22 protein-coding genes are annotated in these 24,546 nt (G+C 62.9%); 8 read left to right on the top strand and 14 right to left on the bottom strand.

The genetic code is table 11. From position 1 onward, the window contains the following. The 8 genes from PXK01_RS00425 to PXK01_RS00390 all read right to left on the bottom strand — a co-directional run bounded on the left by PXK01_RS00425 (position 1) and on the right by PXK01_RS00390 (position 7,880). Entirely contained in the window at positions 1 to 858 is an 858-nt protein-coding gene (locus tag PXK01_RS00425; protein ID WP_274846796.1) for an ABC transporter ATP-binding protein, read from the bottom strand. Then, complete coding sequence (locus tag PXK01_RS00420; RefSeq protein WP_274858411.1) at positions 855 to 1,772, bottom strand: ABC transporter permease; 918 nt, start codon at positions 1,770 to 1,772, stop codon at positions 855 to 857. The genes PXK01_RS00425 and PXK01_RS00420 overlap by 4 nt, the downstream gene beginning before the upstream one ends. Further along, the gene (locus tag PXK01_RS00415; protein WP_274858410.1) at positions 1,769 to 2,827 is read right to left on the bottom strand and encodes an ABC transporter permease; all 1,059 of its coding nucleotides are present in this window, start codon (positions 2,825 to 2,827) and stop codon (positions 1,769 to 1,771) included. Before PXK01_RS00415 ends, PXK01_RS00420 begins: the two co-directional genes overlap by 4 nt. Further along, a complete protein-coding gene (locus PXK01_RS00410) occupies positions 2,828 to 4,423 on the bottom strand; it encodes an ABC transporter substrate-binding protein (RefSeq protein ID WP_274858409.1) in 1,596 nt (531 codons plus the stop codon). A 49-nt stretch (positions 4,424 to 4,472) separates the two neighbouring features. Beyond that, the gene (locus PXK01_RS00405) at positions 4,473 to 5,531 is read right to left on the bottom strand and encodes a dipeptidase (protein ID WP_274858408.1); all 1,059 of its coding nucleotides are present in this window, start codon (positions 5,529 to 5,531) and stop codon (positions 4,473 to 4,475) included. Positions 5,532 to 5,645: 114 nt separating this feature from the next. Beyond that, positions 5,646 to 6,311, bottom strand: coding sequence for a class II aldolase/adducin family protein (locus PXK01_RS00400; protein WP_274846801.1), 666 nt, complete (start codon positions 6,309 to 6,311; stop codon positions 5,646 to 5,648). Further along, positions 6,308 to 7,417 (bottom strand): S-methyl-5-thioribose-1-phosphate isomerase, encoded by a 1,110-nt coding sequence (gene mtnA / locus PXK01_RS00395; RefSeq protein ID WP_274858407.1) that lies wholly within the window; start codon positions 7,415 to 7,417, stop codon positions 6,308 to 6,310. Before mtnA ends, PXK01_RS00400 begins: the two co-directional genes overlap by 4 nt. A 172-nt stretch (positions 7,418 to 7,589) precedes the next feature. After that, positions 7,590 to 7,880 (bottom strand): hypothetical protein, encoded by a 291-nt coding sequence (locus PXK01_RS00390; RefSeq protein WP_274846803.1) that lies wholly within the window; start codon positions 7,878 to 7,880, stop codon positions 7,590 to 7,592. A 586-nt stretch (positions 7,881 to 8,466) separates the two neighbouring features. Between PXK01_RS00390 and PXK01_RS00385 the strand changes: the two genes are divergently transcribed. The 3 genes from PXK01_RS00385 (at position 8,467) to PXK01_RS00375 (ending at position 12,600) form a co-directional block, all read left to right on the top strand. Further along, complete coding sequence (locus PXK01_RS00385; protein ID WP_274846804.1) at positions 8,467 to 9,432, top strand: TAXI family TRAP transporter solute-binding subunit; 966 nt, start codon at positions 8,467 to 8,469, stop codon at positions 9,430 to 9,432. Between the two features lie 130 nt (positions 9,433 to 9,562). After that, positions 9,563 to 12,172, top strand: coding sequence for a TRAP transporter permease (locus tag PXK01_RS00380; protein WP_274858406.1), 2,610 nt, complete (start codon positions 9,563 to 9,565; stop codon positions 12,170 to 12,172). After that, a complete protein-coding gene (locus tag PXK01_RS00375; protein WP_274846806.1) occupies positions 12,169 to 12,600 on the top strand; it encodes a universal stress protein in 432 nt (143 codons plus the stop codon). The genes PXK01_RS00380 and PXK01_RS00375 overlap by 4 nt, the downstream gene beginning before the upstream one ends. Before the next feature lie 72 nt (positions 12,601 to 12,672). Here the strand turns inward: PXK01_RS00375 and PXK01_RS00370 are convergent, their stop codons facing one another. From PXK01_RS00370 to cls, 4 genes are all read right to left on the bottom strand, one after another. Beyond that, positions 12,673 to 13,749: a lipocalin-like domain-containing protein gene (locus tag PXK01_RS00370; protein ID WP_274858405.1), complete on the bottom strand. Its 1,077-nt coding sequence runs from the start codon at positions 13,747 to 13,749 to the stop codon at positions 12,673 to 12,675. Beyond that, positions 13,739 to 16,171 carry an FtsX-like permease family protein gene (locus PXK01_RS00365; protein ID WP_274858404.1) on the bottom strand — a complete coding sequence of 811 codons (2,433 nt, stop codon included), beginning with the start codon at positions 16,169 to 16,171 and terminating at the stop codon, positions 13,739 to 13,741. Before PXK01_RS00365 ends, PXK01_RS00370 begins: the two co-directional genes overlap by 11 nt. Continuing rightward, on the bottom strand, positions 16,168 to 16,824 hold the full coding sequence (locus PXK01_RS00360; protein ID WP_274858403.1) for an ABC transporter ATP-binding protein: 657 nt from the start codon (positions 16,822 to 16,824) through the stop codon (positions 16,168 to 16,170). The genes PXK01_RS00365 and PXK01_RS00360 overlap by 4 nt, the downstream gene beginning before the upstream one ends. A 111-nt stretch (positions 16,825 to 16,935) precedes the next feature. Then, entirely contained in the window at positions 16,936 to 18,354 is a 1,419-nt protein-coding gene (gene cls, locus PXK01_RS00355; protein WP_342456170.1) for a cardiolipin synthase, read from the bottom strand. A gap of 183 nt (positions 18,355 to 18,537) precedes the next feature. Here cls and PXK01_RS00350 point away from each other — a divergent pair, with 183 nt between their 5' ends. Together PXK01_RS00350 and PXK01_RS00345 are read left to right on the top strand one after the other, a co-directional pair. Then, positions 18,538 to 19,428 (top strand): YihY/virulence factor BrkB family protein, encoded by an 891-nt coding sequence (locus PXK01_RS00350; protein ID WP_274858402.1) that lies wholly within the window; start codon positions 18,538 to 18,540, stop codon positions 19,426 to 19,428. 123 nt (positions 19,429 to 19,551) lie between these two features. Further along, a complete protein-coding gene (locus PXK01_RS00345) occupies positions 19,552 to 19,719 on the top strand; it encodes a hypothetical protein (protein WP_274858400.1) in 168 nt (55 codons plus the stop codon). 35 nt (positions 19,720 to 19,754) lie between these two features. Here PXK01_RS00345 and PXK01_RS00340 read toward each other — a convergent pair whose 3' ends face one another. Next, a complete protein-coding gene (locus PXK01_RS00340; protein WP_274846812.1) occupies positions 19,755 to 20,486 on the bottom strand; it encodes an RlmE family RNA methyltransferase in 732 nt (243 codons plus the stop codon). An 82-nt stretch (positions 20,487 to 20,568) separates the two neighbouring features. After that, positions 20,569 to 21,681 carry a Ppx/GppA phosphatase family protein gene (locus PXK01_RS00335; protein ID WP_274846813.1) on the bottom strand — a complete coding sequence of 371 codons (1,113 nt, stop codon included), beginning with the start codon at positions 21,679 to 21,681 and terminating at the stop codon, positions 20,569 to 20,571. A 330-nt stretch (positions 21,682 to 22,011) separates the two neighbouring features. Here PXK01_RS00335 and PXK01_RS00330 point away from each other — a divergent pair, with 330 nt between their 5' ends. The 3 genes from PXK01_RS00330 to PXK01_RS00320 are packed head-to-tail and all read left to right on the top strand — an operon-like array spanning position 22,012 to position 24,332. Then, the gene (locus PXK01_RS00330; protein ID WP_274846814.1) at positions 22,012 to 22,308 is read left to right on the top strand and encodes a virulence factor; all 297 of its coding nucleotides are present in this window, start codon (positions 22,012 to 22,014) and stop codon (positions 22,306 to 22,308) included. 26 nt (positions 22,309 to 22,334) lie between these two features. Next, positions 22,335 to 23,267, top strand: a complete 933-nt coding sequence (locus PXK01_RS00325; protein ID WP_274858619.1) for a methylenetetrahydrofolate reductase — start codon at positions 22,335 to 22,337, stop codon at positions 23,265 to 23,267. Positions 23,268 to 23,270: 3 nt separating this feature from the next. Further along, on the top strand, positions 23,271 to 24,332 hold the full coding sequence (locus tag PXK01_RS00320; RefSeq protein ID WP_274846816.1) for a methyltetrahydrofolate cobalamin methyltransferase: 1,062 nt from the start codon (positions 23,271 to 23,273) through the stop codon (positions 24,330 to 24,332). Positions 24,333 to 24,546: the final 214 nt, after the last annotated feature.

Below are 24,546 nucleotides of genomic sequence, written 5' to 3'. Positions count from 1 at the left end.
TCATGGGCGGGCTTCCACGCTGGGGGCCTCGCGCCAGGCCGGATCGCGTTGCAACACGTCCAGCCGTGCGCGCGGTGTATCAAAGCGCGGCAGGGAGCCAAGCAGCCCGCGGGTATAGGGGTGCTGCGCCTGGTGCAGCTTGTCGGCATCGCAGACCTCGACAATGCGCCCGGCATACATGATCAGAACCCGGTCGCAGAATTGCGACACGAGATTCAGGTCGTGGCTGATGAAGATCAGCCCCATGCCGCGTTCCTTGACCAGCCGGTCCATGATCGACAGGACCTGCCCCTGGACCGAGACATCCAGCGCCGAGGTGGGTTCGTCCGCGATCAGGATCTCCGGGTTCGGGATCAGCATCATCGCGATCATGATGCGCTGTCCCATGCCACCGGACATTTCATGCGGGTAGGCCTTCATCACCCGCTCGGGGTCACGGATCGACACGGCCTCCAGCATCTCGATCGCCTTGGTGCGGGCCTCGGCGCGGGAGGATTTCGAATGCAGGCGGTGGGCCTCGATCAGCTGCGCGCCAATCGTCATCACCGGGTTCAACGAGAATTTCGGATCCTGCATCACCATCGAGATCTTCTGCCCGCGAATGGCGCGCATCTTGGCTTCGCTCAGGCTCAGAAGATCCTGATCATGTAGTGAAATGTGATCGGCCTCGATGATCCCCGGTGGCCGGATCAGCCGCAGGATGGCGCGGCCTGTCATGGATTTACCCGAGCCGCTTTCACCGACGATGCCCAGCCGTTCGCGCCCCAGGGAAAAGGAGATACCGCGCACGGCCTCGACAACGCCGGTGCGGGTGGGGAATTTGACCCAGAGGTTCTTGATGTCCAATAGCGGCGTCATTGCGGGCTGTCCTTCGGGTCAAGCACGTCGCGCAAGCCGTCACCAAGCAGGTTGAAGGCAAGCGAGACGGTGAAAATGGCAAGGCCGGGCATGGTGGCGACCCACCAGTGATCCAGGATGAACCGGCGCCCTTCGGAAATCATCGCGCCCCATTCCGGGCTCGGGGGCTGGGCGCCAAGGCCAAGGAAGCCAAGGCCCGCTGCCGCCAGGATGATCCCGGCCATATCCAGGGTCACCCGCACGATCAGCGAGGATATGCACAGGGGCCAGATGTGTTTCACGATGATCCGCAAGGGGCCTGCGCCCTGCAGGCGGATGGCGCTGATGTAATCCGAGGAACGGATCGTCAGCGTTTCCGCCCGCGCCATGCGCGCGTAGGGCGGCCATGCAGTGAGGCTGATCGCCAGCACCGCGTTCTCGATCCCGGCCCCAAGGGCCGCGACAAAGGCCAGCGCCAGCACCAGGCGGGGAAAGGCGAGGAAGATATCGGTGATCCGCATCAGGATCACATCGACCCAGCCCCCGGCGTAGCCCGATACGGTGCCCACCAGCAGGCCCGCAATGGGCGCGATCAGGGCCACCAGGGCAACGATATAAAGGGTGATCCGCGCGCCCCAGATCAGGCGGCTGAGAATATCGCGACCCAAGGAATCGGTGCCAAGGATATGTCCTTCGGATCCAAGGGGTTGCAGGCGGTTCCCAAGGTCCTGCACAAATGGATCATGCGGCGCGATCCAGGGCGCAAAAAGGGCCAGCGCGATCAGCAGCACGATGATTGCCAGCCCCGCCATGGCCATGTGATTGGCGCGCAAAGTCAGCCAGCCCTTGTAGGCGGCGGCCCAGCGAGCCTGCCTGCGCGAAGTGGGCGTTTCTGACAGGAGCCAGTCGCGCAGCGTTCCGGTGTCTTGGCTCATTTGGACCTCGGATCGAAGATTTTATAAAGAAGGTCGGAAAAGACGTTGAGGCAGATGAAGACCAGCCCAACGACAACGGTTCCACCCAGAACCGCGTTCATATCCGCCGACAGCAGCGCCGTGGTGATATAGCTGCCGATCCCGGGCCAGGAGAAGATGATCTCGGTCAGCACCGAGCCTTCGAGCAGGTTTGCGTAGCTCAGCGCAATCACGGTGATCAACTGCACCCGGATATTGCGGAAGGCATGACGCCAGATGACGGCCCATTCGCTCATCCCCTTGACGCGAGCGGTGGTGACATATTCCGCCGACAGCTGCTCCAGCATGAAGGAGCGCGTCATGCGGCTGATATAGGCCAGGCTGTAGTACCCCAGGATCGAGGCGGGCAGCACGATATGGGAAAAGGCATCCCAGAAGGCGCCCGAATCCCCGGCGATGGCGGAATCCAGAAGGATCATGCCGGTCACGCTGGGGATCATATCCTCATAGAAGATCCCCTGCCGTCCGGGGCCGCCAACCCAGCCAAGGATGCCGTAGAACAACAACAGACCCATCAGGCCCAGCCAGAAGATCGGCATGGAATAGCCCACCAGCGCCACCACGCGGGCGATCTGGTCGATCCAGCTGCCCCGGCGCACGGCTGCGATGACACCCAGCGGCACGCCCAGAAGGCAGCCAAAGAGGATCCCGATGGTGGCGAGCTCAAAGGTCGCCGGAAAGACGCGCGCAATGTCATCGGCCACGGGCCGCGCGGTCAGAAGCGAGGTGCCGAAATCACCGCGCACCACGTCCCAGACGTAGTAGAAAAACTGTATGATCAGCGGCTTGTCGAGGCCGAGTTCCAGAAACACAGCGTTGTACTGGTCTTCGGTGGCCCGCTCGCCCACAACGGCCAGAACCGGGTCAATCGGCATCACCCGTCCGATCACGAAGGTGACGAACAACAGCCCCAGCATGGTCACGGAAATCGACAAGAGCGTGACGACCAGCCCGCGCAGCCACGGTGGAAGAGGCAGCCGCGGCTGCCTCTTCACGAAAGCATTGGAGGTGCTCATTTACTTGGTCACGGTCCAGTAGGACACGGCCGTGATGGCGCCGCCCAGGCTGAGGCCCTCGACATTATCCGCAACACCGGCCTGTTCCACCTTCTGGAACATCACCGCGAAAGGCGACTTGTCGCGGAACTCGGCCTGGATCTGGTGGTACATGTCGGCGCGTTTCGCGGTGTCGCCTTCAACCACGGCCGCCAGGGTCTTGTCGGTCAGCCCATCGGTATCCCAGGCGTTGCGCCAGGCCAGAAGTCCGGTGGCATTGGCCGCATCCGAGTTGTCGGGGTTGAAGGCAAAGGTGCCCGCATTGGTGTGCGGATCGGGATAATCCGGCCCCCAGGCGCCCAGGTAGATGTCCAGCTCGCGCGCGCGGTACTTGCCCAGAACCTGCTTGCCGGTTCCGACTTCGAGGTTCAGCTTGATCCCCGCTTGGGCAAAGGTGTTCTGCAGCGATTGGCCAATCTCCAGCCGTTCCTGCGCCTCGCGCACGCCAACCGTCAGCTCCATGCCGTCAACACCCGCTTCGGCCAGCAGCGCCTTGGCCTTGTCGATATTGAGCGAGAAGGGGTTTTCGTTGACCGCACCCAGGTAGGTCTTGGGCAGGAAGTTCTGATGGGCCACATAGGCGCCCTTGAGGAAGCTGTTTTCCATGCCCTCGTAGTCGATCAGGTATTTCAACGCCTGACGGACCTGCGGCTTGGACAGCTGCGGGTGCTTCTGGTTCATCGCGATATACATCAGGCGACCGCGCATCTCTTCCAGGATCTTGACGCCCTCGGCGGCGCGCACCCCTTCCACGTCGGAGGGGTTCAGGTCACGGGCCACGTCGATATCGCCGCGCTCCAGCATCAGGCGCTGGGTGGCGCTTTCCTGAACGTGGCGCACGATCACCCGCTGCATCGCGGGCTTGTCGCCATAGAAATTCGGGTTGGCGGTCAGGGTGACGCTTTCCTTCGGCTTCCAGCTGGTCAGCGTGTAGGGGCCGGAGCCTGCGGAATTGGTCGCCAGCCAGGTGTTGCCCAGATCTCCGTCCACCTCATTGGCCATCACGGTCTTTTCATCGACGATGCCGCCGATGGTGGCGGTCAGGCAGTTCAGCACGAAGGAGGTGGCATAGCGTTTGTCCGTGGTGATTGATACCGTGTTGCCCTCGACCTTGATGGTCTCGTCGATGTTTTCAGGGGTGAAACCGAACTGGGTGATGATGAAGGAGGGCGTCTTGTTCAACAGCACGACGCGCTTCAGCGAAAAGGCCACGTCCTCGGCCCGGACCGGGTTGCCGGAGGCGAATGTAACGCCGTCGCGCATGGTGAAGGTGATGGTGCGGCCATCTTCCGAGACGCTCCAGCTTTCGGCCAGATCGGGCTGATAGCCAGCCTCCAGGTTCCTGGGGTCGAAATTCACCAGCTTGCCATAGACATTGCGCAGCACGTCGGAGCCTGCAAATTCAAAGCTTTGTGCCGGGTCCAGGGTGGTGATGTCATCGATGCGGTTGGCAATCACCAGCATGTTGTCCGGGGTTGCTGCCATGGCGGGCAGGGTGGTCAGCCCCAGCGCCAGCCCCAAAGCGGCCGATCCCATAAGACGAGTCATAATAGTCATGGTAGTACTCCCTGTTGTTAAAGTTATGAGTGTGCCTTGCGGCGCCCGATCAGGCGCTGGCAGTGCCCCAGGTTTGATCCAGAACGCGCAGCCAGTTGCCGTGACAGAGTTTCGTAATCAGCTCCGCACCATAGCCGCGCGCCGCCATGGCTGCGCGCAATGCAGGCAGGCCGGCCACGGTGCGGATCTCGGCTGGAACAGCGGCGCCGTCAAAATCGGAGCCCAATCCAACCCGGTCTTCCCCCAAGTGCTCCATCAGATAGTCCAGATGTTCGATCATCCGGTCAATAGGCGTGTCATCATCCATCCGCCCGTCTGCACGCAGGAAGGCCACTGCAAAGTTGAGGCCGACCATGCCGTCGCTGTCGCGGATGGCGTGCAGCTGCCGGTCGGTCAGATTGCGGCTATGAGTGCTGAGGGTGTGGGCATTGGAATGGGTGGCAACCAGCGGCGCGTCGCTGTGTTTCGCCACATCCCAGAACCCGGCCTCATTAAGGTGGGACAGATCAACAAGGATCCGCAAGTCGTTGCATTTCTTGATCAAACGGATGCCATCCGCGGTCAGGCCGTCGCCCGTGTCGCCGGTGGAGGGGAAGCGGAACGGCACCCCGTGGCCATAGATGGTTGGCCTGCTCCACACCGGCCCCAGAGAGCGCAAGCCGGCCTCGTAAAGCACATCCAGCGTGTTGAATTCCGGGTCGATGGCCTCGGCGCCCTCCATGTGCATGACCGCGGCCAGGATCCCGGCCTCCATCGCGGCGCGGATCTCGGCGGTGGTCCGGCAGATGCGCAGCGCGCCTTCACGTTCCAGCCGGATCAGGATCGCCGCCTGGGACATGGCCACCCGGGCGGCCTCGGCCCAGTTCACCGGCTCTGGCAGGGGCAGGTCGTAGGCGGGCTTGTTCATCTCTTCGTCATCCATGGATGACGTTTCATTCGGCACATAGATCGCGAAGAAACCGCCGCCAAATCCGCCTGCCTTGGCCTTTGCCAGGTCAATCTGATGGCCACCGTCGCCTTGGAAACCATCCTGTCCGAAGGGCACGTTGCCACTGTGAATGCGCAGCAAAAGGTCGTTGTGGCCGTCAAAAACGAGGGGCGTCTTCATGAATTACCTGTGGCGTCTGGTTCGGATATATTGGATTCAATAACCGATAGCCTTGAGCCGACGACGGCAAATGTCCAGACAAAATCGACCGCAGCGGGCAGGCGTGGTCAAGGATTAGACATCCCTCAGCCCGTAATCCGCAAAGGCGGCCTTCACCTCGGCCATGTCTGCATCGGTCAGAATATGCGGCTGGCCGATGGACAGGCTGGTGATATATCCCTTGGCGAGGGTTTCCAGTTCCACCATGCGCCACAGGGCGCGCTCCAGCGTATCGCCGATCACCACGGCGCCATGGTTCGCCATCAGGCAGGCCGCGCGATTATGGAGGGACTCCAATACGGTATCGGAGAGTTCTGAGGTGCCAAACAGGGCATACTCCGCTACTGGCACCGTATCGCCACCAAAGGCCGCTACCATATAGTGGCAGGCCGGGATCTCTGTCCGGTTCATGGCAAGGGCGGTACAATGGACCGGATGCGCATGTACCACGGCGTTCACCTTTGGCTTGCTCCGCAGGATGTCGCGGTGAAAGCGCCACTCGGACGAGGGTCTCATCTGGCCCGCCTCCGGCGCGCTGCCATCCAGAGGCATCGAGACGATCATCTGAGGCGTCATCTTGGCGTAATCGACCCCCGAAGGGGTGATCAGCATGGCATCACCCACGCGGACCGAGATATTGCCCGAGGTGCCCTGGTTGATCTGCTGGCGCTCCATCGACAGGCAAGCGTCGATGATGGCCTGACGCAGGGCAGGGCGATCTGCATAGGGGGGCTTCGTCATGCGGCGCCCGTCGGGCTGGCCAAGTCCGGAAACAGCGCGGCAAGTCCCGCCTCGCTGGCCTCGCAGACCCCGCGTTCGGTGATCAATCCGGTGACCAGGCGGCTGGGGGTCACATCGAAGGCCGGGTTGCCCACGGGGCAGCCCTTGGGGGTCACCTGAACCGTGCCGATGCCGCCCTCGGGCAGGGTGCCTTGCACATGGCTGACCTCCTGGACCGCACGTTCTTCGATCGGGATCTCGGCCACGCCATCGGACACGGTCCAGTCGATGGTGGGCGAGGGCAGCGCGACGTAGAAGGGGACCCCGTTGTCCTTTGCCGCCAGCGCCTTGAGGTAGGTACCGATCTTGTTGCAGACATCGCCGCTGCGGGTGGTCCGGTCGGTGCCGACGATGACCATGTCGACCTCACCATGCTGCATCAGGTGGCCACCGGCGTTGTCGGTGATATAGCTGTGGGGGATTCCGTGGCTGCCCAACTCCCAGGCGGTCAGGGCCCCCTGGTTGCGGGGGCGGGTTTCATCGACCCAGACATGGATCGGAATGCCCGCATCATGGGCGTGATACATCGGGCTGGTGGCGGTGCCCCAATCCACCGTGGCGATCCATCCGGCATTGCAATGGGTCAGCAGGCGTACCGGTTCTCCCGCAGGTTTGCGTGATGCAATCTCTTTAATGATTTCAAAGCCATGAAGGCCGATGCTGCGGTTGATTTCCACATCCTCATCGGCGATGTCATGGGCCAGTTGCAGGGCAGCATCAGCGCGCGCGGCCTCTGGCAAGGCAAGCAGAGCCGCACGGCAGCGGTCCAGCGCCCAGCGCAGGTTGATGGCGGTCGGGCGGGTGGCATGCAGGCGCTCCCAGGCCTGGTCCAAGGCCGTGTCGCTCGGATCCAGCCGTGCTGCAAGGGCCATGCCATAGGCGGCTGTCGCACCGATCAATGGTGCGCCGCGCACATGCATGCCGGTGATCGCCTCGCAGTATTCTGCCAGCGTGTCGAGCTGTTGAATGCGGAAATCATGCGGCAGCCAACGCTGATCGATGATCTGCAATGCGCCTTGCGTCTTGTCCCACCACAGGGACCGATATGGGGTGCCGTCGACCTTCACCTGCGTTTCACTCCAATTGCGGTTCTACCCCGCAAGTTGTCGCGGAAAAGCAGCACGCCTGCAAGAGAGGCGGAGCTTTGAAGCACAGCAATTGGGTCCATCGCGCCTGAGTGTAGTGACGCGGGCCATTCAATCCATGGGGAGGGCGGCTTTGCCGCCTGCAATATTGTGGCTAAGACAGGCTGGCCCTGGCCCGCTGCCCACGCTCGAATGCTGCAATCAGGATGATTTGCCACTTGCGCGGGGTGTCGCGGAATTCCGGCACGATATCGCAGTTCAGGAAGGCGACCTCGGTATCGCCCATCAGAATTGACCCGCCCTGCTGTGAGGCAGGTTCTCCTGCGGCGAGAGACGAGGCGCGCGCCGGCGGCAGCGTTCGCGCAGCCATCGAGACACAGCGCTCCAGCGCCCAGAAATCGGATATCTCGGGGCCGTTTTTGACGATGTCACTGAGACGGATCATAGCGTCAGGATCCTTGGGCTGAATGCGGGCCGGGGCGGGAGGAACACCCGGTTTGCCAAGTATCGCCTGAAACCGGGGATTGTCACGCATTCAAAGGCTGAGATGTTACGATTTTGTGCCGTATTTGCGCGCTCGCCACAGCGGCGCTGGGGCTGGATCGCAGGCCTGTCGGAACGCCCGCTGTCCTTGCGCCGGGCCGTGATGCCGGGACGCGGTCCGCGGGTAAGTGCGGACGGCAAGTCGGGGCCGGGTTACGAATGGGGCTTGCAATCAACTGCGACATTCTGCCACAGTTTCGCGAATCCGGGCCAATCGGTTTCACGCGGGGAAAATAAGGCTTCAAGCGTCAGATATGCGGGAATGCGGTGATTTCAACCCTTTCCCGAAAAGGCAGAGTTGACAGGTAAAGCGGTCAACTGAAAGGCTGGGCAGTGTCTCGCGCAAACGGGTCTTTTGGTTGCGCCCATAGCGGCGCCGATCAGGATCGGTTGCAACGGTTCCGGATTGAAAAGAGAGCCGAGTACTGCGCCAAGCAGTGCGGAGTCAAACGGAAGACCATACGGAAGACAATGGGAGAAACGACATCATGAAACACGCAAAGCTTTCCGTCGGCGCATTTGTGGCTGCGGCCTTTATGGCGCCAGCAGCTTACGCCCAGGAGTTCATCACCATCGGGACCGGCGGTGTGACAGGCGTTTACTATCCGACCGGTGGCGCGATCTGCCGTCTGGTCAACAAGGACCGCAAGGAGCACGGCTTCAAGTGCGCCGTCGAATCCACCGGTGGGTCTGTCTATAACATCAACACCATCCGCGAAGGCGAGCTGCAGTTCGGCGTGGCCCAGTCGGACTGGCAGTACCATGCCTATCACGGCACCTCCAAATTCGAGGAAAAAGGCCCCTTCGAAGGGCTGCGCGCGGTGTTCTCCGTCCACCCGGAACCCTTTACCGTGGTTGCACGCGCCGATGCAGGCGTGACCAACTTCGATGACCTGAAGGGCAAGCGCGTCAACATCGGCAACCCCGGTTCCGGCCAGCGCGGCACCATGGAAGTGCTGATGGCGGCCAAGGGCTGGGGCATGGAAGACTTTGCCCTCGCCACCGAGCTGAAGGCGGCGGAACAGTCCGCGGCGCTCTGTGACAACCAGATCGACGCGATGGTCTATACCGTGGGCCACCCCTCCGGTTCGATCCAGGAAGCCACCACCGCCTGTGACTCGGTCCTGGTCACCGTGGATGGCCCCGCGGTTGAAAAACTGGTTGCGGACAATGCCTTCTACCGTACCGCCACCATCCCCGGCGGCATGTATCGCGGTTCGGATGCAGACACCCAGACCTTTGGTGTAGGCGCGACCTTCGTCTCCTCCACCGATGTCTCCGAAGATGCGGTCTATGCGGTTGTGAAGTCGGTGTTTGAAAACTTCGATGCCTTCAAGAAACTGCACCCGGCCTTTGCCAACCTGAAGCCGGAAGAGATGATTGCGGACGGCCTGTCGGCCCCGCTGCATGACGGTGCGGCGAAATACTACCGCGAAAAAGGCTGGATCGAATAAGATCCGCCCTTTGCGATCGGGAGGGGCAGCGCGTTTGCCCCTCTTTCGCGCCTTCAGGGTATTTCATCTGCAAGGGCGCCAATCACAATAGGCGGAGCCTGCATCAGGGCCTCCGCAGGGGAGATTATCCATGACATCCGATGCGCAAGGAAATCGACCGCTTACCGAAGAAGAACTGCAGGAACTGGTTGCATCCTCGGATGCGGGCGCGCGCAACCCGATTGGGTCTGTGGGGCTGTTCCTTGCCATCGTTGCGGTAACATGGTCGGTCTTTCAGGTCATTCTGGCCTCACCATTGTCCAACGTCATCCTGCCGGGCAGCGTTGTGAACAATTCCCGCCAGATCCATCTGGCCTTTGCCATTTTCCTGGCCTACGCCGCCTATCCGGCGCTGAAGACCAGCCCGCGCGGGTACATCCCGATCCAGGATTGGATCTATGCGGTGGTGGGCACGGGGATCGCGCTTTATGGCTATATCTTCTATCAGAAAATCGTCGATTCCGGCGGGCTTGCCGACGACATGGACAAGTGGTTCGCACTGGCCGGTCTGGTGCTGCTGTTCGAGGCCGCGCGCCGCGCGCTTGGCCCGGCCATGGCGATCATCGCGACGATCTTCCTGCTTTACGTGTTCTTCGGCTCTTCCGAGGTGGTGCCCGAGGTCATTCGCTGGAAGGGCGCCAGCCTGAAAAAGGCGATGAGCCATATGTGGATCACCTCCGAGGGCGTCTTTGGCATCGCGCTGGGGGTTTCGACCAAGTTCGTCTTCCTCTTCGTGCTGTTCGGCGCCCTGCTGGATAAGGCCGGGGCCGGCAACTACTTCATCAAGATGGCCTTCGGCGCCCTGGGACACCTGCGCGGTGGTCCGGCCAAGGCGGCCGTCGTCGGCTCTGCCGCGACGGGTCTGATCTCGGGCTCTTCCATTGCCAACGTTGTAACGACCGGCACCTTCACCATCCCGTTGATGAAACGGGTGGGCTTTACCAATGAACAGGCCGGATCGGTCGAGGTTGCCTCGTCTGTCAACGGGCAGATCATGCCGCCGGTGATGGGGGCTGCGGCCTTCTTGATGGTGGAATATGTGGGCATTTCCTACGTGGAGGTCATCACCCATGCCTTCCTGCCGGCCGCCATCTCATATGTCGCGCTGGTCTATATCGTGCACCTTGAGGCGGTAAAGCGGAACATGCCGACCCTGGGCAACCGGGTCGTTTCCATGGGCCGCACCATCGGCGGCATGGCCGCCTTCTTCGCGGGCTTTGCGGCGCTCTGCTACGGGGTGCAATACCCGGTCGGCTGGATCGTGTCGTTGATGCCCGAGGCATCCGGCATTACCCTGTCGCTCTTGGTGGTTGCAGCCTATGTCGTGCTGCTGAAACTCGCCGCCGGGGTCGAGGACTTGGTGCCGGACGATCCCAACGCGGAAACCGTGGACCTGCCGGATGTGGGCAAGATCTACAAGGCGGGCCTGCATTACCTCTTGCCGATCATCGTGCTGGTCTACTTCCTGATGATCGAACAGAAATCGCCGGGTCTCTCGGCCTTCTGGGCGACGGCGCTCTTGTTCGTGATCCTGCTGACGCAGAAACCGCTCAAGGCGCTGTTCCGCGGCCAGGCAAACCTTGCGCTCAACTTCATGGAGGGCGTCAGCGATCTGTGGCACGGGATGATTGACGGTGCGCGCAACATGATCGGTATCGCTCTGGCGACCGCCACGGCGGGCGTGATCGTCGGCACCGTGACGCTGACCGGCGTTGGTCAGGTGATGTCCGAACTGGTGGAGTTCCTGTCGGGCGGCAACCTGATCCTGATGCTGATCATGGTCGGCCTCTTGTCGCTGGTCCTTGGCATGGGGCTGCCGACCACGGCGAACTACATCGTGGTCAGCTCGCTGATGGCCGGGGTCGTGGTGGAACTTGGCGCCCAATCGGGGCTGATCGTTCCCTTGATCGCGGTACACCTCTTCGTGTTCTACTTTGGCATCATGGCCGATGTGACGCCGCCCGTGGGCCTTGCCAGCTTTGCCGCAGCGGCCGTGTCTGGCGGCGATGCGATCCGCACCGGGTTTGTTGCCTTCTTCTACTCTTTGCGCACCGTGGCGCTGCCGTTTGTGTTCATCTTCAACACAGACCTGCTTCTGATCGATGTGACCTGGGCACAAGGCATATTGGTGGCCATCTCCGCGACCATTGCGATCCTGGTTTTCACCGCCGGAACCATGGGGTATTTCCTGACCCGCAGCCGTATCTATGAAAGCGTGCTGTTGGTTCTGGTGGCCTTTGCCCTGTTCCGTCCTGACTTCTTCATGAACCGGATCATGCCGCCCTTTGCCGCGGTGCCGCCGAGCGAACTGGTCGAGGCGCTGTCTGCATCGCACGAAGGGCAGGATATCCGTTTGCGCATCGAAGGCCCGGATTTCGACACCGGCGGTGCGGCGTCCACCACGCTGGTGATCCCGTCGGATGGGTCGGGTGATGGCCTTGCCATGGCCGAAGGCATCGGTCTGGTGCTGATCCCCGAAGACGGGCTGATGAAGCTGGACGCGCCAGGGTTCGGCACCCCGGCAGAAGAGACCCTGGGCAGTTTCGACTTCTACGGTGACGATCCGGTGCAGGTGACCGCGATCCAGGCGCCGCAGGATCAGATGCCCAAGGAGTTGATCTTTATCCCCGCGCTGCTGCTTCTGGCCCTGGTGGCCTTGATGCAGCGGGGCCGGGCCAGCAAGGAAGGAGTACCGGCATGAGCAAATCCGTTCTCTGTGCGCTTGAACTGGGCGATGCGGCGCTGGACCGCAAGGTTCTGGAACAGGCCGCGCGTCTGGCCGAACTGGACGATGCGCAGCTTGATGTGGTGAACGTCCTGCCGGATTTCGGCGAAAGCTGGGTCTCGGGCTTTTTCGAAGAGCACCATCACGACAAGGCGGTGCGAGACACATCCGCCCATCTCCGTCAGCTCTGCGAAGAGGTGCTGGGGGCGGAGCGCAACGAAAAGGTCCGTCATGTGGTCGCCACCGGCACCGCCTATCAGGAGATCCTGAATGTGGCGGAGAAGGCGGGAAGCGACCTGATCGTGATCGGCGCCCACAAGCCGGATCTCAAGGATTACCTCCTTGGCCCCAATGCGGCGCGAGTGATCCGCCATTCGGAGTGTTCGGTCTTCGTCGTGCGCTAGCGGCGCAATGGCATCGGCCAATGTCAAATCACAGAGGCGCCTTTTGCGGGCGCCTCTGTTTCATTTTCGGGATCATTCGGGCGCGTAGCCGGTCATTTCCAGATACCCCAGGCCATGATGACTGCCGCTGATCCGTACCGGCCCCTCCCAATAGGGGAAGGACGTGCCCATCCAGGCTTGCGGGTTCAGCGCCTCGACGGTGGCAGTGAGCCCCCGCTCCGGCAGTGAAACCTGCCAGCGGGTGGGAATGGAGCGGCCCGCCACCTTGCTGAACGCCAAAGGCGTGGCCGCAAAGGTGCCGGGGGGCAGCGGCGTCGCCGTGCCAGCCGGATCGATCCAGGTGCCGGAGGTGAAATCGCCTGTGCCCCCGCGCAAGATGAACCCCATCAGTTTGTCGCCGGTGTCAAAGGACAGGGAAAACCAGTCCCATCCGGTTTGATCGGCCTCCAGCGGCTGGCTGGACCATTCGCGATCGAGCCAGGCCTGTCCGGTGACCTGAACCGGGCCGGATGGCAGGTTCACCGTACCCTCCACCTGGTAGCGGGGCTGGGAATAGTAATAACTGGCCTGACCGCTGGCGGATTTCACCGAGTAGCCATCCTCCCCATGCAGAACCAGCGGTCCTTTGGCCTGCAAGTGCAGCCGATAGGAAAACTCCGGACCATTGGCGGAAAGGTCCAGCCTGTCGATGCCATCGCCTAGCGCCTGCATCTGCCAGTCATCGATCCAGGCGGCAAAGGGATCGGCTGTGACCCCGGCCTGACCGATGCCGCCACGCGCCAGCCGTTCCGAATGATAATGCGCCTCTTCCGTCGTCAGGGCGGCGTGACCCATCCAGATCTGCGGGCTGTCCCAGCCGGGTCTCTCCTCCGGCGCAAGGGCAGAGCGAAACAGGGTCCATTGGATCCCATAGTCCCGCCCGTCCTCGCCCTTGAGGTTGGCCGTCAGATACCACCATTCGATGCGGTATTCGGGATGTGGCCCGTGATCGCGCGGAAACGTGAGTACCGTGCCGTGTTCAGGAACCGCAAACCCGGCCGCATCGGTGCCAAGCCCCGCAAACCCCTGGGCCAGCGCGGGCACCGGCGCAAGCAGGAGCGCTGTCAGACCGGCCCGGAGCAGATGCAGAAGGGAGAGACTATTTCTCATTGGCAAAGACTTTCAGCAGGTCGGAGGGCGACAGTCGTGCAAGCCTGCGGGCTGGGATCAGGGCGGCCAGTGCTGCGGCCAATAGCGCCAGCAGGAACAGGCGTAGCCAGTCCAGCGGGAACAGGAACATCGGTAACTTCCAGCCAAAGGCCTCGACATTGATCACCGCAAGCAGGGTCCAGGCCAGCGCCAGCCCCAGCGGCAAGGCAAGGCAGGCGGTCAGACCGGCCAGAAGCAGGCTGCGCAGGATATCGAGCCGCGCCAGCCGCGCCCGGGTCACGCCCATCGCCCAGACCGGTGCAAGATGGGGCAGGCGCTGCCCCCAAAGGGTCAGTAGGCTGGTCAGCATGGCAAAACCGGCAACGCCCAGGGTCAGAACATTGAGCGCCTCGGTCACCACGAAGGTGCGTTCAAAAACGGCAAGGGAGCGCGCCTTGATACTTGCCTGATCGGCGATACTGTCGCGGGGCAGGCCGAATTCATCCCGCATGCGCAGCATGAGTGTCTCGGTCTCGTCCGCGGGTGTCCGTATCCCGAACTGGCGGTTCGGCGGGGGCGGAACCTGGGCAAGAAGCATCGGCATCGCGACAATCGCCTGACCGTTTGGATTGCCGTAATCAGAGTAGATTCCCGCAACCGTCATCTGCCACGCGGGGGACAGGATCAGGATGTCGCCAGGCTCATAGCCATGGCGGCGGGCCAGCTGTTCATTGATCAAAACACCGGAGCCATCGGCGACACGGTCCCAGACGCCGGGCATTGCCTCCAGCAGCGGCCAGTGCCGCCGGTAGGTGGCATCGTCCAGGATCCCGTAGATGCGCAGGGGCGCGTTGCGATGGCGCAGTTCGTGCCAGCGGATCGGCAGCGCCCGTGCGCCGGGCTGCGCGGCAATCCAGCGGCTGAAGGCGGCACCTGTGTCGTCACTGTCAACGGTCACATAGATCTCTGCCGCGAGCCGCTGATCCAGCCAGCCGGTGAAGGTCAGGCGGAAGCTTGAGACCATGGTGCCGACGCCGACATTGGCCGCCAGCGCCAGCAGCAGGGCCATCAGCGCCAGTGACAGGCCGGGCAATTGCGCACGGGTGTCTGCCCAGAGCCATTCGCTGACCGCGCCGCGCGCGGTCTTTGCGCCGAGTGTCAGCATCGTTGAGAGCAGCATGGGCAGCAGCAGGGCCACCCCCAGCATCAACCCGCCGAGAAAGGCGAAACCCGCCAGCAGCCCCTCGAACAAGGCGAGCGTGGCGGCCGCCGCCACGAGCAACCCCAGACCCGCAAGCGCCGCGAGGTGAAATCCGCGCCGGGCCTGCTGCCCGCGGGCGCCGGTGGCGGGGGCGCGCAGGATGGGCAACCGCCATAGCCTGTGGATCGCCCGTGCTCCGGCCACGAGGGTGCCTGCCAGCGCCATGATCAGCCCCGACAGGATCCAGCCCGGGCGCAGGGTGAGGCTGCCCTCGACCGAGGCGCCATAGAGACCGGACAGGGTGGCGCTCACATCCGGCAGCAGTGCAGCCGCCACGGCATAGCCAAGGACCAGCCCCAGCATGGCGGCGCAGAGGGCGATCAGCACCAGTTCGGCGGCCAGCAGCGCCACCAGTGTCGACAGCGGCACTCCAAGGCTGCGCAGGGTACGAAACAGCCCTCGCCGTTGTTCCAACGCCAGCCCGACGCTGCCCTGGACGATGAAGAGCCCCACCGCAAAGGAGAGCAAGCCAAAGGCCGTGAGGTTGAGGTGGAAACTGTCTGTCAGCCGCTCGGTCGCCCCGGCGGCCTCCCTGGCGGCGATCCGGCGCAATCCCGGGGCGATGCGGTCGATAGGCGGCAGGTCCTTTGCCTCAGGCGACAGCAGGATCAGCCGGCTCAGCCCGTTGGGTCGCTGCAGCAGGCGGCTGGCCAGGGCGATGTCGGCAATGGCCACCCCGCGCGGAACTGCGGCAGAGGCGATGATCCCCGGGCCATTGGCGGGTTGTCCGATGTCCGCGGCCATTTCCGGATGCAGGAAGATCTGGCCGGGGGGCAGCAGCGATTGGGCAATATCGCCCGGGGCCTCTGCAGCAGGGCGCTCTTGATCGTCCAGAAACAGGGGCAGCGGCGGCGGGTTCAGAAGGTCGATTCCCATCAGGTCAAGCCACTGTGCGCCCAGGCGCAGACGGCCTTCGACAACCGGCGCCACCTGCCACCCGGCGCGGCGCAGGGCAACATAGGTTTGCAGCGGGATGTCGCCATCCTCGGCCACCAGATGATCCGCCTGGGCCTGGCCCAGTTGCGCGGCCGCGCGGGCATAGGAGGCGCGGGCCTCGGCGTTGATTGCCTGAACCGCAGACCACAGGCCGGTGGACAGCGCCAGCCCCGCGACAATCGCCAAGAGCTGGAAGGGATGGCGCCGCCAATGGGACAGGAGCGCCGAAAAGGCCGCCCAGATCATGCTACCAGCCCGTTGCTCAACCGCATCTGGCGATCCAGCCGGTCAGCGATGGCGCGCGAATGGGTCACCATGAAAAGGGCGGTCCGGCTGTCGCGCAGCAGGTCCAGCATCAGGCCCAGAACCGCCTCGCTGGAGGTTTCATCCAGGTTGCCGGTGGGCTCATCCGCCAGCAGCAGGGCAGGGCGCAGGGCCATGGCGCGACCGATGGCGACGCGCTGTTGCTGCCCGCCCGACAGCTGTTCGGGAAAGTGGTCCAGCAGGGTCGCAAGGCCCAGCCGGTCAACCAGCTGCTGCTCCCAGGTGCGGTCACGGCATTGGCCAAGGCGCGCATGCAGGCTCAGATTGCTGCCGACGCTGAGCGAAGGAATGAGATTGAACTGCTGAAACACAAGAGAGACCTGGCGACGCCGCAGCGCCGCGCGGCCTGCCTCATCCAGCCCGGACAGGAGAGTGCCCGAAACGCTGATCTCGCCGCTGTCGAAGTCCTCCAGTGCAGCGGCGAGATGCAAGAGCGTGCTTTTGCCAGATCCGCTGTCGCCGGTCAGGGCAAGGCTTGTCCCGGCTTCCAACTCCAGCGAGACACCGCGCAGGATCGGCATTTCAGTGGCGCCGCTGGTATAGGATTTTGTGACGTCGGAGATTTTGAGGACCATACCCGGGGCTGCTCGTCTTATTCTGCACTGTGCATTGTATTTCCCCATGTAGCGGGGCGGGCGTCAAGGAACAGGGGGGAGGATCAGTTCCCTTTGATCCAGGTGCGATTTCTAAAGGACCGGGGCCAGCAGCCGGGCGACAGGCGCAAACAGGCGCAGGGGCCAGGGCTGCTCCGCCAGGGCGCGTTCAAGTGGCCGGGACTTGGCAAAGTCATTCTCCAGCATCGCGGCCACACGCCGGGCGGCATCCTGATCAAAGAACAGGGCCATGGTTTCGAAGTTCAGCCGGAAGGACCGGTTGTCCATATTGGTGGTGCCGACGGCAGCCAGGGTTTCATCGATCACGAAGACCTTTTGATGCATGAACCCATCCGTGTAGTGCAGCACCTTTACCCCGACACGGCGCAGATCGTCGAAATAGGCGAAGGACGCCAGCCAGGGAAGGTAGTGGTCTACCCCCTCGGGCACCAGGATGCGCACATCGATACCCCGCAGTGCCGCATGTTTCAGCGCGGCGATTACGTCAAAGTCTGGCACGAAATAGGGGGAGGCAATCCAGACCCTTTGCCGTGCTGCGGCAATGGCGGAGAAGAACATCATCGACCCGGTCTCGGTGGTGTCGCCGGGGCCGGTGGGCACGATCAGCGCGGCGCGGTCTTCGGGTGACATCTCTGGCTGCCAGGTCAGCAGGTCAAGGATCGGCTCCTCCGTCAGCCAGTGCCAATCCTGCGCATAGGTGAGCTGCAATTGCTGCACCACGGGACCGGTCAGCTTGACATGGGTGTCGCGCCAGGGACCGAAGGTCTTGCTGAGGCCGAGGTATTCATCGCCCACGTTCAAGCCGCCGGTAAAGGCAATGCGCCCGTCGGCCACCAGGGTCTTGCGGTGATTGCGAAAGTTGAGGGTGATCCGGTATTTGGCGCTGCGCTGGCTGCTGCGATCCATCAGATTGACACCGGCCTGCTCAAGATCGGCCAGATAGGATCTGCTCAGCCGGTGGCTGCCGATTGGATCGGCCAGGAACCAAACTGCGACGCCGCGCTCGGCGGCCGCGATCAGATGCTGTTTCAAGCGTTGGCCAAGGGTATCGTCGCGCACGATATAGAACTGGATCAGCAGGTAGTCCCGCGCCGCGTCGATGGTGCGAAACATCTCCTCAAAGGCGGTTTCGCCATCGGCCAGCAGTTCAAAACCATTGCCGCCGCAGACTTGAAAGCCGGAGACCGCTTGGAACGGGGCGGTTGCAATCGGGGTCGCGACAGGTCCCGGGCTGCGCAGGTCGGCCATGCTCTGCAGGCTCTGTACCTCATCCTGGGCGGATTGCCAGGCGGTACGGTATTTCTCGAACCGGTGGTGGCCGAACAGCAGATAGGCGGGCAGGGCCAGCGGCGGCGAGGACAGCAAGAAGACCACCCAGCCGATGGCACCCTGCGGCGTGCGGGCGGTGCGGGCCGCATTGAGCGCGGCCAGGGCTGCCAGCCCCCACATCGAAACGAGGGCAGCGGTGCTGACAATGACCCAGAATGTCAACGTTCAAGTTCCTCAATCACCTTCCTGCAGGCCGGAGTATGGCGGCCCAGGGCCGCGCATGCCAGATAAACCGGACTGTCCCGCCGCAAGTGTCGTGACGAAAGCGGCGCGGTGGCGAATAGAACGGGGTGCCGTGCCCTTGCGACACTGGTCATCCGGTGGCAGCTGTGAAAGCCTGCAGACATGAAACATCTTGCCATTCCCGCGACCGTGTTCTCGGCCGTCCTTGCGGCGCTGTCATCTTTCAACCGCAAGAACGGTTGGGTGATGAGCAGCCATATCGCCATGTCGATGATGCTGGCGCTGTTTCCCTTCGTGCTGTTCACTGTGGCACTGTCCGGGGCGCTGGCGTCGGTTCTGGGGCAGGATGTCTCGATCGGGGATCTGCTCGATCCGGTCTTTGGGAGCTGGCCTGAAGAGGTCTCTGGCCCGATCCTGCGGGAGCTATACGCGGTGCTGGACAGTTCCAGCACGGGGCTGGCCACCCTCGGGGGGCTGTTGACGCTCTACTTTGCCTCCAATGGGGTGGATGCGGTGCGGGTTGCCCTGGTCAATGCCTATGGGGACACCGATCCGCGCCCCTATTGGCAGGCGCGGCTGATCTGCCTTGGCCTGGTGATTCTGGGCGGGGCAGGGGTGTTGGCGACCGCGCTGTTCGAGGTGATCCTGCCGCTCTATCTGCGCTATGTGGCGGATCTGTTGCCGGTTCCGGCTGTTGGCCGGGGCTGGGATCAGGGGCTGCATGGCGTTCTGTTGCTGCTGGTGCCGCTGGTGGCGGTGCTGCTGTGCCATGTCGTGCTGCCGGGGCAGCGCCACCGGCTGGCGCAAATCCTGCCCGGTGCGCTGCTGACCTTGGTGCTCTGGTGGGCGGCGGGGGTCGGCTTTGCCATCTATGTGGGATCCTTTGCCCAGTATTCGGCCACCTATGCAGGGCTGGCCGGGGCGATGGCCGCGATGATCTTTCTCTATGTCAATGCCGCCATCCTGATTCTGGGGGCGGAGTTCAATCATGCCTTGATGGCAAAACCGGGCACCGAGGGCGTCGAGGCGGAAGTGCATGGCTATGTTGACTGATGCGTGACGTCCCTTTGTTTCGCATTTCGAAACAATAAGGCGGCGGTGCCATAATTTGGTCATTGGCCGGGCGCATTGGCCGCATACCCCTGTCTCAACTCAAGACGTGAGAGGAGACATGGGATGCTGAAAGCTCTGTTCAAACTGTTCGCGGCGCCCGTCGGTGCACAAAGGGCTGCATCGCGCGGCGTGATCATCTCGCGCCAGTGTGACGGTGAGCGGCTCGACACCAGCCTGTGGCGGGAAGTGGCGCTGATGTCTTTGGATGCGTCCCACAAGCCTGCTGCGTAAGGTGCAACCGCGTCATTGGGGCAATCCTACGCCGATCAGCCCCGATAGCCGGTTGCGATCACGAATTTCTCGGAACTGTCCGACCGTGAGGAGGGCGGTTTGACATTGGCGACCTTGGTGAACTTCTGCTTCAAGAGCTTCTGCAGATCGCCCTCGGCGCCGCCCGCCAGCACCTTGGCCACGAAGGTGCCGCCCTGTTCCAGCACATCAAAGGCGAAATAGGCCGCCGCTTCACACAGGGCCATGATCTTCAGGTGATCGGTCTGCTTGTGGCCGGAACTGGCCGCCGCCATGTCCGACATCACCACATCGGCCATGCCGCCAAGCCATTCCTTGACCTGATCGTCGGCGCCTTCATCCATGAAATCGAGCTGGTGGAACTCGGCCCCCGCCAGCGGTTCAACCTCTTGCAGGTCAACGCCGATGATGCGGCCCACCGCCTTGCCCTGCTTTTCGCCCAGTGCATTGATGCGTTTCACGGCAACCTGCGCCCAGCCGCCCGGCGCACAGCCCAGATCCACAACCCGGGCACCCGGCACCAGGAAGCGGAACTTGTCGTCGAGCTCCATGATCTTGTAGGCGGCGCGCCCGCGATAGCCTTCGGCCTGGGCGCGTTTCACATAAGGGTCATTGAGCTGCCGCTGCAGCCAGCGGGTGGAGGACAGCTTGCGCCCGCGTGCGGTCTTGACCTTCACCTTCAGGTCGCGCTGACCCCGGCCCGAGGTGTTCTTGCCGGTGGGGGATTTTCCTGAAGGGGTCTTAGCCATGTTACCTACCATCTTTGTCAGTGCGGGCGCCGTCTGCGGGCTCCATGCCAGATCGAAACGGGAAACTCAAATGCCCGTGCGCTCAGAACGGCCCGTCTTCCAGCACGCCATCCGCGCTCATCTGTGCATATAGCAGCCCTTCGCGCAGGCCACGGTCCGCCACCGACAGCCGATCGGTGGGCCAGCAGCGCAAGAGCGCCTGCAGGATGGCAGAGCCGGACATGATCAGGGCCTGCCGGTCTTCGCCGATACGGGGATCGCTGCGCCGCCCCTGTGGTCCGAGCTCCAGATAGCCGCGGATCACCTTGTCGATCTGATCGCTGGTCATCCGCAGCCCGTCCACCTTGGTGCGGTCATAGCGCTTCAGCCCCAGATGCGAGGCCGCCACGGTGGTCACGGTGCCGGAGGTGCCGACGATCTGGAACCCCTCGCGGGCCTGCTCGTCCTTATAGGGGGCGAAATCGGCCAGATGTTCCTCGAAATACCAGCTCATCAGGGCAAAGCGGGCGGCGTCATCCTCAACATCATTGAACTGATCGCGCAGGGTCGCAACGCCCAGGGGTACCGAAATCCAATCCACCACCTTGGCCGCGGGAAAGGGGCTTTCGGCAGCGTGGAACCCCGCGTGAAGCCGCATGATGGCGGCGGGTCGGTCGCGGCGCGGAACCGAGGAGATATCGATCCAGACCAATTCGGTGGAGCCGCCGCCAATATCCACGACCAAGAGCTGCTCGGTCTTGGTGGAGACCAGCGGCGCACAGGAAATCACCGCAAGCCGCGCTTCTTCCTCGGGCTGGATGATTTCAAGGGTAAGGCCCGTTTCGCGTTTCACCTGGCGGATGAACTCGCGCGCGTTCTTGGCGCGGCGGCAGGCCTCGGTGGTGACCAGCCGCATCCGGCGCACCTTGTTGCGTTTGAGCTTTTGCTGACAGATCCTCAGCGCCTGGATGGTGCGCGCCATCGACGACCGGGACAGGCGCCCGGTGCGTTCAAGCCCGGTTCCCAGTTGAACCGACTTGGAAAAGCTGTCCACCACATGAAAACCGCTGCCCTTGGGCTGGGCAATCAGCATGCGGCAACTGTTAGTGCCAAGATCCAGCGCAGCATAAAGCGCATCCGGATCCGGACGGGCTGGTACAGGGGTTTCGACCACCTTGGGAAACGCGCCCGCACCTTTGGAACGCCTGGGCGCCATGATTCACGCCCTCCGATTATCGTGTTGCAATTAGAATATGTCCGCCGCCCCAAAGACGCAAGGGGAGTGGCGCCTGTGATCACAAAGCCCAACCGGTATTCATGCGCCGGAGCCCGGCTATTGCACAGGCATGTGACTGCTGCGGGGAAAAACCCGGCAGGGCACAAAGAAACGGTGTCACGGAGGCGGGTGCGGTCATGCCGGGCGCACAATCCGGGCAAGTCGTGTCAAAACGTCGCTCACACCCCAAGTGTTGTCGAAATTCGGCGCCCGCGTTTTCTGATGGCGATCTAGAAACACAGTTGAACAGGCGAAAAGGAAGGAGCCGACATGCCGGATGTAACCATCGTCTACTGGCGCGATATTCCGGCGCAGGTCATCGTCGGCAAGGGGCGCCGTGGGGCCAAGCGCCAGTTGGAAGAACGCTTCGAACAGGCCATCGACCGTGCCGCGATGAAGGTCAACGCCAAGGACGCCGACGCCTACCTGGCAGAATGGCGCAAGGCAGAGGCTTATGCGGTGGAGGGCGAGCCGCAGGAGGTCGCAGAGGCCGAGGCGACACGTCTGGAGCAGGAGTACGATCAGGACCGGCTGAAGGCCCTGATTGCCAATGATGGATGGGCATGAGCCTGACAGCACTATGGGAGGCCGCAATGGCTTTGTTGAATTTCAGGAAACGCGAGGCCGACAGCCCGCAGCCGGTCATGCCGCATGTGCAGGCCTTCCTTGAGGGCTATTCGATCGAGGTGATGCCGCGCACCGCTGCCAAGGTCGAGGATTTTCGCGATCTTCTGCCTGCGGGCACCCGCGTTTACATCGCCCATATCGAAGGCACCCCGATCGCGGACATGGTGGAAACCGCCAAGCGGCTCCATGCCGAAGGCTACCCGGTGATGCCCCATTTTCCGGCCCGCATCATCAAGGATGAGGCCACGCTGGCCGACTGGATCGCGCGCTACCAGGGCGAGGCGGATGTGAAACAGGCGCTGCTGCTGGCCGGTGGCGTGGCAGAGCCGCACGGCGCCTTCGACAGCTCGATGCAACTGCTGGAAACGGGTCTTTTCGACAAGGCAGGTTTCACCAACCTGCATGTGGCGGGCCACCCCGAGGGCAACAAGGATATCGACCCTGACGGATCCGTGAAGAACGTGATGGAGGCGCTTCTGTGGAAGCAGAAGTTCGCCGAGCGCACCGATGCCAAGATGGCGCTGGCCACCCAGTTTGCCTTTGACGCAAAGCCGATCATCGCCTGGGCCGACGGGCTGAAAGAGGCGGGCGTCGATCTGCCGATCCATATCGGTATCGCGGGCCCCGCCAAGCTGCAGACCCTGATCAAATTCGCCATTGCCTGCGGTGTCGGCCCCTCGCTGAAGGTGCTGCAGAAACGGGCGATGGATGTCTCCAAGCTGCTCTTGCCCTACGAGCCCACCGATGTGATCGCAGAGCTGGCCGCGCACAAGGCCGCCAATCCCGATTTCAACATCACCAATGTGCACTTCTTCCCGCTGGGCGGCATCAAGACCAATGCCACCTGGGCCATCAACAATGGCGGCGCCGCGGCGCGGCCGGTCAACTCCCAAGGATAAGACATGACCCGTACTGTCGTTGAATCAAAAACAAAAACCGCTGTCCTGGGATTTGATGAGCCGTTCTGCGTGATCGGCGAGCGGATCAACCCCACGGGGCGCAAGAAACTGGCGGCCGAGCTGGAAGCGGGCGATTTCTCCACCGTGGAAAAGGACGCCCTGGCGCAGGTCGCGGCCGGGGCCGATATCCTCGATATCAATGCGGGCGTCGTCTACAACTCGAACCCCAACCCCAACGAGACCGAACCGCCGCTGATGAGCAAGATTGTCGAACTGGTGCAGGGGCTGGTCGATGTGCCGCTGTGCATCGACTCATCGGTGCCCGGCGCGCTGGAGGCAGGTCTTGAGGCGGCTGAGGGGCGGCCCCTGCTGAACTCCGTCACCGGCGAGGAAGAGCGGCTGGAACTGGTGCTGCCGCTGGTGAAGAAATACAACGTTCCGGTCGTGGCGATCTCCAACGATGACACCGGGATTTCCGAAGACCCCGATGTGCGGTTTGCCGTGGCCAAGAAGATCGTCGAACGCGCCGCCGATTTCGGCATTCCCGCCCATGACATCGTGGTGGATCCGCTGGTGATGCCGATCGGCGCCATGGCAACCGCCGGCTTGCAGGTCTTTGCCCTGGTGCGCCGCCTGCGCGAGGAACTGGGGGTGAACACCACCTGCGGGGCCTCCAATATCTCCTTCGGTCTGCCCAACCGCCATGGCATCAACAACGCCTTCCTGCCGATGGCGATGGGGGCGGGCATGACCTCGGCCATCATGAACCCGGTGGCCCTGCCGGTGACGCAGAAGGCGATCGCCGAGAAGAAGGAACAGGTGACTGCCGCCGGCATCATCCTGCCTGAAGGTATCGATGACGAGACCTTCGTCACCCTGTTCGGCCTCGGCTCCACCCAGCCGCGTGCGGGCAAGGAGATGGAGGCAATCCGTGCCGCCAACCTTCTGACCAACAACGACCCCCACGGTGGCGCCTGGATCGCTGCCAACAAGGCGCCTGCGAAAGCCGGTGAAGAGGGCCGTGGCCGAGGTGGCCGCGCCGGAGGCCGCCGCCGCCGCGCCTGATTGAGGTGAGAAGAAGGACAGTGAAAGGCCGGGATTACCCCCGGCCTTTTGCTATTTGCGGGTGCCGTCGCTTAGGCCCGCGCCCAGCCTCACCTATGCAAAATCGGGTGCCTCTGCCGAGAGGGCGCAGTCCCCTTTGGATAGCGCAGAAGGACTGAAAGCTTTGCCAGGTTTCTTGGCCGGACCGGGGGTATTGTGGAAAGCCCAGTTCATC

Source organism: Phaeobacter sp. PT47_59, from assembly GCF_028890025.1.
In the GTDB taxonomy this organism is placed as follows: Bacteria; Pseudomonadota; Alphaproteobacteria; order Rhodobacterales; family Rhodobacteraceae; genus Phycobacter.
The sequence above is the reverse complement of the archived record's forward strand: the minus strand, read 5'-3'. Positions and strand labels throughout refer to the sequence as shown.